This is a genomic window from Aurantibacter sp. (assembly GCF_039941195.1).
Taxonomy (GTDB): domain Bacteria; phylum Bacteroidota; class Bacteroidia; order Flavobacteriales; family Flavobacteriaceae; genus Aurantibacter_A.
This window is the reverse complement of the sequence record NZ_JBDVFA010000039.1, coordinates 67532-75458: the sequence shown is the minus strand read 5'-3', so window position 1 is coordinate 75458 and position 7927 is coordinate 67532. Positions and strand designations below refer to the sequence as shown.

General features: G+C 33.2%; 6 protein-coding genes. 2 read left to right on the top strand and 4 right to left on the bottom strand.

What is annotated here, in order from left to right; translation table 11 throughout:
* The first annotated feature begins 215 nt into the window (after positions 1-215).
* The gene (locus ABJF52_RS07615) at positions 216-575 is read left to right on the top strand and encodes a YraN family protein (protein WP_348148634.1); all 360 of its coding nucleotides are present in this window, start codon (positions 216-218) and stop codon (positions 573-575) included.
* A gap of 71 nt (positions 576-646) precedes the next feature.
* Positions 647-1306, top strand: a complete 660-nt coding sequence (locus ABJF52_RS07610) for an aspartate kinase (protein WP_348148631.1) — start codon at positions 647-649, stop codon at positions 1304-1306.
* Here ABJF52_RS07610 and ABJF52_RS07605 read toward each other — a convergent pair.
* From ABJF52_RS07605 to mfd, 4 genes are all read right to left on the bottom strand, one after another.
* The gene (locus ABJF52_RS07605) at positions 1303-2622 is read right to left on the bottom strand and encodes a thioredoxin family protein (RefSeq protein ID WP_348148628.1); all 1320 of its coding nucleotides are present in this window, start codon (positions 2620-2622) and stop codon (positions 1303-1305) included. The two genes, ABJF52_RS07610 and ABJF52_RS07605, sit on opposite strands and share 4 nt — an antisense overlap.
* 49 nt (positions 2623-2671) lie before the next feature.
* Positions 2672-3961 (bottom strand): acetylxylan esterase, encoded by a 1290-nt coding sequence (locus ABJF52_RS07600; RefSeq protein ID WP_348148625.1) that lies wholly within the window; start codon positions 3959-3961, stop codon positions 2672-2674.
* A 155-nt stretch (positions 3962-4116) separates the two neighbouring features.
* The gene (locus ABJF52_RS07595; protein ID WP_348148623.1) at positions 4117-4470 is read right to left on the bottom strand and encodes a TerB family tellurite resistance protein; all 354 of its coding nucleotides are present in this window, start codon (positions 4468-4470) and stop codon (positions 4117-4119) included.
* Between the two features lie 97 nt (positions 4471-4567).
* A complete protein-coding gene (gene mfd, locus ABJF52_RS07590; RefSeq protein WP_348148620.1) occupies positions 4568-7921 on the bottom strand; it encodes a transcription-repair coupling factor in 3354 nt (1117 codons plus the stop codon).
* Positions 7922-7927: the final 6 nt, after the last annotated feature.

Here is a 7927-nt window from a genome sequence, read left to right as displayed (position 1 = left end):
TTAATGAAATATTCCATAGTTAAGTAGGGCGTTAATAGGTGACGTTCATGTGCTTGGGGGCAACTAAATAACGAAGTTAAGCTGGGTATAGTACCCGATTTGACTTAATTTCGATAACGTGCATAAAGATTTACGGACATGTGGTCTAATAAGACGTTTAACTACATATATTTTCGATGAAATGCATTATTTTAATGTAATAATTTAATTGATAAGTGGGAAAGCATAACGAATTTGGTAAAGAAGGAGAACAAATTGCTGTAGATTTTTTAGTCAATAAAGGGTATAAAGTTCACGCTCGAAATTATAGATTTTTGAAATCTGAAATTGATATAATAGCACAAAAGGAAGGTGTGCTTGCAATTGTGGAGGTTAGGGCGCGAAGTAATGATCAAATTATTGCTATAGCGGATACTATAACATCAAAAAAAATTAAACTTTTGGTTGAAGGTGCTAATCAATTTGTCATTGAGCATAACCTCGATTTAGATGCCCGATTCGATGTAATAACTATATTAAAGAATAGAAAAATATTTAGAATTGAACATTTAGAGAATGCATTTTATCATTTTTAATAATCTTCTCATTTTTTCTTTTGTTTTATTTGTAACAATTTGTTATTTTTACACATAAATCAATATTAAGCATGAAAACTATCTCATCAGTAGTTGAAGAATATATCAAGAAAAAACCATTTCTACAGAGTGCGTTAGCCCAAGGAATTATTAACCTAACGTCACTTTCACGAATAATTAAACCGGAAATTCAAGAAGAATTATCTAAAGACATTAGAAATGGTGCTATTGTAATGGCTTTAAAAAGGCTTTCTGATGATCTTGAATTTAGAGCAACTCATAAGATTGTTAAAGTTTTAAAGAATATTGGTGAGATTACAGTTCGATCTTCATTAACAGATTATACTTTTTTAGCTTCGGATACAGTGTTACATCAACAAGCAAAATTGTTGGAAGCTGTGAATGTTAATCACGATGTGTTTTATACTTCTTCAAGAGGTGTTAATGAAATAAATATTGTGGTTAGTAATATTTTAGATGATGTAGTTGAAGAGTTGTTTAGGGCAGAAAAATGTACGCAGAAGGCTGAAAATCTGTCTTCAATTACGGTTAAATTACCTGCTGAAAATGTTTCGGTACCTGGTATTTACTATTTTATTTTTCAAAGACTAGCATGGGAAGGTATAGTGCTTTACGAGGTGATTTCTACTACAAATGAGTTTACAATATTAGTCGATGATGACCAAGTTGATGTTGCTTTTAAAACTATAAAAGATTTAAAAACTCTTTAGTGAGTTAAAAAATCCACTACAACTTTGTCACTCTCTGGTTTTAAAACAATCCTTTTTTTACTGTCTAAAATGTAGTATGTAGGTGTTTGATGGATATCGTATAAATCGGCGTATTTACTATCCCATTTACCTAGTGCAATTACATGTTCAAAATCGTTAAGTTTTTCAGATTCTAATTTCCAGCTGATTTCATCATCCTCCAGACCAATAGCTACAACCTGAATTTGAGAGAATTTCTTTAGTTCTTTATGCAAGGCAGGTAACTCATGTAAACAATGAGAACATGTGCTACTCCAAAAAATTAATATATAATTTCTAGCACTTTCCAATGTGCTTAGCTTTTTCTGTTTCCCTTTAGATTGCCATTCAATTTCTGGTGCAATAGCGCCAATTCTTAACCTATTCTCAGCTTCTATTTGCTTTAAAGTCTTTTTATTCTCTTCAGAATTGACGGTAGATTTTAAATATTGATTTAATACAAAGTCAGGAATAAGACTAAGTTCTAATGACGATGCATTTTTATAAATGGAATGAAATAAAGTGAATTGATAATCATCTGATAAGTTTTTGATTATTTGGGCTACAGTATTAATGTTAGATTGGATTTCTTCTTCAATTTCAGCGTCTGATAAAGACTTTAAGGGTAGTGCAGTAAATGCAAAATTAATCACCTTATTTTTTAAAAAGTTAGAACCTTGAAGGGTAGTATTTGTAAAATCTAAATACGTAAAATAATCATCCTTTTTAGCTTTTATATATTGTTCAGGAGTAAGGTTAGAAGTTGCAATAAATGGGTGATTCGCCTTAATAAAATCGTTAACTAATAATCCATTTGTTTTTGATTCGTATGCTTTTTGGACACTTAATAGCGAATTGTTTAACTTTTTATACTCTTTAGTATTTTTTGACTTTGATGAATAATATTTAATAACATCTCGTTCTAGATCTGCTATTTCTTTAAAGTAAGTACTGAATAGTATATTCTCTTTAGATGTAATAAAAGCTACTTCTTCGCCGCTTTTGAAATTCAATATTATGTCTTCTTTTCCGCTATATAAAACATCTATATAAAATTCATCTTGCGGCACAGCATAAACCAATCGGTATGTGCCAGGAAGTGCATTTGTAGGTATTTCTAAATTGAATTCTCCTTTTTTTATTTTTGTATCGGCGACATATACTTGAGAGGTTGGCGTTAAGCGATATGCAATAAGCCAAGAGTATTCATCGGCAGGCGAAAACGTACCCGAAATATTATGTTGTGAATAAACTAATGAACTGATAAAGCAAAGTACTAAGACGACTGTTTTTTTCATATTTATTAATGGGCAACAATTGAACCAAATTGGATCTTTAGTTCAAATATTAATCTTTAAGCTTTTTGTAAAGCCAATTGTTTCGTTGTTCTCTTTGTTCAGGAAACGTCCAATGTTGGGTTTCTTGGAAAACATGTAACTCTTTTTTAGCTGAAATAACATTATAAGCTGAAAACGTGGATGCAGGAGAACAAACATTATCGTTATAACCCCAACTGTACCATCCTTCAGCTTTTACGTAGCGTGCAAAATTCACAACATCATAATATTTGGAAACTTCGATTTTCTCTTTTTTATTGGTAAAGTCGTCCACAAAAATTTGAGGCCACCCACCAGCTCTCCCGGATAAAAACCCTGTCATGTCTGAAAGAGCAGGATAGAAGGCTGCTAAATAGTCAATACGTTCATCTAGGCCAGCTATAACAAGTGAAAGTGCGCCTCCTTGACTACCTCCAGTAACTCCAATATCCTCACCATTAAATTGTTCTAGGCTTTCAATGAAATCTACTGCACGTATGCAGCCAAGGTAGACTCTTCGATAATACATATTATCCTTATCGTCTAAATTAAAAACCTGATAATTGTTTAATGGCCCCGCTCTTAAATCATCATAAACACTTTTATCTAAGTTTACTGGAATGCCATGAATCCCAATTGTAAAGGATACAAATCCTTCAGATGCTTCTTCTATTTCACCATAATAAGGTCGAATTCCGGCTCCAGGCACGTGTAAAATGGCAGGGTACTTTCCTGCTTTCTTAGGAGTAGTTAGAATGCCGTAAATTTTACCTTTCACATTATTCAGCTTTACATGATATACATCTACTTCATCTGTACATCTTTCAGGCATTAAAGTTAGAACAGGCTTCATCTCAACCGCTGCTAATTCTTCCTTTCCTTGGTTCCAAAATTTTTCAAAATCGGAGGGCAATGTAGTGCTAGGCTTTATTTTGTTAGGTTCGTAACCTACGGTAGTATACGACGAATACTCTTTACCATTGACTGTTACAGTGGCAGTGCATCGAAGAAAGCCTGGTTCGTTAAACTTTGGTGCTTTTATTTTAGAGTTAGCTGCTAAGGTAAAACTTCCTTTATCTAAAGTTTTTATTTTACGATAACCAGAATCAGGTTCAAATTTATAGTTTACTTCAATATTTTTTAAGGGTACTTTATTTTGTATTACGCTAATTGAAAATTCAGCTTGTTCTCCAATAATGTAGGTCCAATCTGAGTGATTCGGACTTATTAAAACATTTACAAGTTGTTTGCTAGGTTGTGCTTTTAGAAAAAAACTGAATAGCAGAACTGCTATTACTAAGGCATAATTTTTTTTATTCATTTTTTGATAAGGTATTTGTATTTTCAATTAGTTTGTGTTCAGAAGAAATTTTCAAACTAATATAGGGAAAAAAGGGTTTAGTGGAGTCACGTAAACCTATACCATCAAAAGTAATTATGTTGTAAAGAAATTGTAACTAAAGCTTTAAGTATCCTTTATTTGGCAGCGCGGGCTTCATTTCGAATACCAATGTGGTCAATAATAGAAGCTATTAATGTCGATTCTTTTTCATGAATGTACCCATCGGACATTGCAATCTCCTCTAGAATACCAGCAATAGCTTTTTTCTTTTTATAAGACATCTCACGCAATATAGCTCGACCCTGATCGAGACTCATATTTCTAGCTTGTAGGATGAAATTGGTTTCAAAATCGATGCGCCTCATTAACTGACTTAAGGCGTTGATTTCTCCTTTGTGAATTTTACCGTCAGCAACGATTACTGCATCTACGGCCTGTACTATTGCAAATTTTTCTACTAGGCTAAAACCTAGACTAGGAATTTTCATATTTCTAATTGTGGGGTTAGAAAGGAACGAAGTTACACAAATATGATTGAATAACGCAAAACTATCCGATTTATGACATTAAAACATCGTTAAGTTATTACTCTAACGGGGTTAATGCTAGTAAAGCTTTTTCAATGGAGCTTATTTCTTCAAAAACCAACAAGAGTCGAAGTCCGTTACGGGTTTGCTTCTCTTTCAACTTGCATTTTTGTGGGTTTTTCTGTACAAATTGAAGCACATTAGTGAAGCTTGCGCTTTGGTAGAATTCTGATTGTTGATCGCGAATAAAATACCCTATTAACTTACCTTTTTTAAGTACTACTTTCTCTAAACCAATACTATTTGCTATCCATTTTATGCGTACAGAGTTCATTAAATCTTCTGCCTCAGAGGGTAATTCACCAAAGCGATCAACTAATTGTGTTTCATATTTAAGAAGTCCTTCCTCATCATTAATCTTATTGAGCTCGGTGTACAAATTAAGTCGCTCAGTAATATTATTTACATAATCGTCTGGAAACTGTAGTTGAAAATCAGTATCTATTTGAGTTTCTTTTACAAATACCTTTACCTTATGTCCTTCTACATCTTCGTATAAATCTTTAAACTCATTTTCTTTAAGTTCGTCGATGGCTTCGGCTAATATTTTTTGATATGTTTCAAAACCAATTTCGTTAATAAAGCCACTTTGTTCACCGCCTAAAAGGTCACCAGCACCTCTAATTTCTAGGTCTTTCATTGCGATATTAAAACCACTTCCTAATTCTGTAAATTGTTCAAGCGCTTCAATTCGCTTACGTGCATGAGGTGTCATAACTTCATAAGGAGGTGTAATAAAGTAACAAAAGGCTTTTTTGTTACTTCGACCAACGCGGCCACGCATTTGGTGCAAATCACTAAGTCCAAAATTATTAGCGTTATTAATGAAAATGGTGTTGGCATTGGTTACATCCAAACCACTTTCTACAATGGTTGTTGATACTAGTACATCAAATTCGCCATTCATAAAACCTAGCATTAAGGCTTCTAGTTTTTTTCCTTCCATTTGGCCATGTCCAATACCAACCTTGGCATCAGGTACTAATCGTTGAATCATACCTGCAACCTCTTTTATATTTTCTATTCTATTATGAATAAAAAATACCTGACCTCCTCGTTGAATTTCATAACTAATAGCATCACGAATTATTTCCTCATGAAATCGCACAACTCTACTTTCAATAGGGTATCTATTGGGAGGGGCCGTGTTAATAACAGATAAATCGCGCGCAGCCATCAGGCTAAATTGGAGAGTTCGGGGAATTGGTGTTGCTGTTAATGTTAAAACATCGACATTTTCTTTAATTGATTTTAGCTTGTCTTTAACTGATACGCCAAATTTTTGTTCCTCATCAACAATTAAAAGTCCGAGGTCCTTAAACTTTACATTTTTATTCACTAATTGGTGTGTGCCGACTATTATATCTACTTTACCAGCTGCTAATTCTTCTAAAGTTTCACGCCTTTCTTTGGTGCTTCTAAAACGATTTAAATAGTCTACTTTAACTGGCATTTCATTCAGCCGTTCTGAAAAAGTTTTATGATGTTGAAAGGCTAGAATTGTGGTAGGCACTAAAACTGCTACTTGTTTACCGTTGTCAACAGCTTTAAAAGCGGCTCGAATTGCTATTTCTGTTTTGCCAAAACCTACATCTCCACAAATTAAACGATCCATTGGACGTTCGCTTTCCATGTCTCGTTTTACATCTTCTGTAGATTTACTTTGATCCGGAGTGTCTTCATAAATAAAAGAGGCTTCCAATTCGTTTTGAAGGTAACTGTCGGGTGCATATTGAAATCCTTTTTCTAATCTACGTTTAGCATATACCTTTATTAGGTCAAATGCTATTTTCTTAACTCGTGATTTTGTTTTTTGTTTGAGTTTTTTCCAAGCCGCAGAACCTAATTTGTAAATTTTAGGAGCAGCCCCATCCTTACCATTAAATTTTGAGATTTTATGAAGCGAATGTATACTTACGTAAAGTGTATCACGATCTCCATACATTAACTTAATGGCTTCTTGTTTTTTTCCTTCTACATCAATTTTTTGAAGCCCACCGAACTTACCAATGCCATGGTCAATATGGGTAACAAAATCTCCAACTTCTAGTTTGTTAAGTTCATTTAAGGTGATTGCCTGTTTTTTGGCATAGCCATTTTTGAGTTGAAATTTATGGTATCGTTCAAATATTTGATGATCGGTATAACATACTATTTTTAAATCATCATTAATAAAACCCTGATATAAAGGTAGAACTATAGTTTCATAATGTACATTGTTTTTGTTGTCCTCAAAGATGGCATGAAAACGTTTAGCTTGTTGTTCACTTGCACAGAAAATATAATTTGTAAATCCCTTAGTTTTGTGCTCGTTTAAATTTTCAATGAGCAAGTCGAACTTTTTATTGAAAGAAGGTTGTGGTTTTGTGCTAAACTCTATTGCATGCTGATACGAATGTATTTGCTGTGTTTTTGATTCGAGTACAACGAATTTTGATATTTGCTCTTTAAAACTATCCGCATTTAAGAATAATTCTTCTGGCTCTGCATGTTTTATGTTTTCAGATAACTTTGTGAAAGCGATTTTTGCTTTCTTAAAAAAATCATCCAAACGCGCATAAAGTAGTTCTGTGTTCTTTATGAAAATTACGGTGTCTGAAGCTATGTAATTTAGGAAGCTTTCACGCTTTTCTTCCATTAATTTATTAGCCACATTCGGAATAATACTAATTTTTTTTACTTTTTCGGTAGATAGTTGTGTTTCTACATCAAATGTTCGAATACTATCAACTTCATCACCAAAAAATTCAATTCGATATGGCTGATCATGTGCAAAAGAAAAAACATCTACAATACCTCCTCGTACCGAAAATTCTCCAGGTTCAGTAACAAAGTCAACTCTTTTAAATTGATATTCAAAAAGTACTTCGTTTAAAAAATCTAATGAAAGTGTATCGTCTAGCTTTATTTTCAGCGTATTTTTTTCTAATTCTCTTCGGGTAACTACTTTTTCAAATAATGCATCAGGATACGTTACTATTATGGCAGGTTTTTTACGCGAGTTTATACGGTTTAAAACTTCAGCTCTAAGTAAAACGTTTGCATTGTCAGTTTCTTCAATTTGGTAAGGTCTGCGATAACTGCCTGGGTAAAAAAGTGAATCATTAGTGCCTATAAGCTGTTCAAGGTCATTTAAAAAGTAGGCAGCTTCTTCTTTATCGTCAAATATTAAAAGAAAAGGTTTGTCGGTATTTTTGAATGCATCTGAAAGAACAAAAGAAAGTGCGGATCCCGAAAGATTTTTAATGAGAATATTGTTGTGCGTGTTTGTTTCGGACTGGGCAATAGTATCTCTGAGTTTCCGAGATTTCGGAGACTCTAAAAACAGCTCTTGAATGCTAATTTGGGTCAACCTTCA

Bases quoted from the DNA above. Each gene is read 5' to 3' on its own strand.
- ABJF52_RS07610 (WP_348148631.1), top strand. From the start codon at position 647: ATGAAAACTATCTCATCAGTAGTTGAAGAATATATCAAGAAAAAACCA.
- ABJF52_RS07605 (WP_348148628.1), bottom strand. From the start codon at position 2,622: ATGAAAAAAACAGTCGTCTTAGTACTTTGCTTTATCAGTTCATTAGTT.
- ABJF52_RS07600 (WP_348148625.1), bottom strand. From the start codon at position 3,961: ATGAATAAAAAAAATTATGCCTTAGTAATAGCAGTTCTGCTATTCAGT.
- ABJF52_RS07595 (WP_348148623.1), bottom strand. From the start codon at position 4,470: ATGAAAATTCCTAGTCTAGGTTTTAGCCTAGTAGAAAAATTTGCAATA.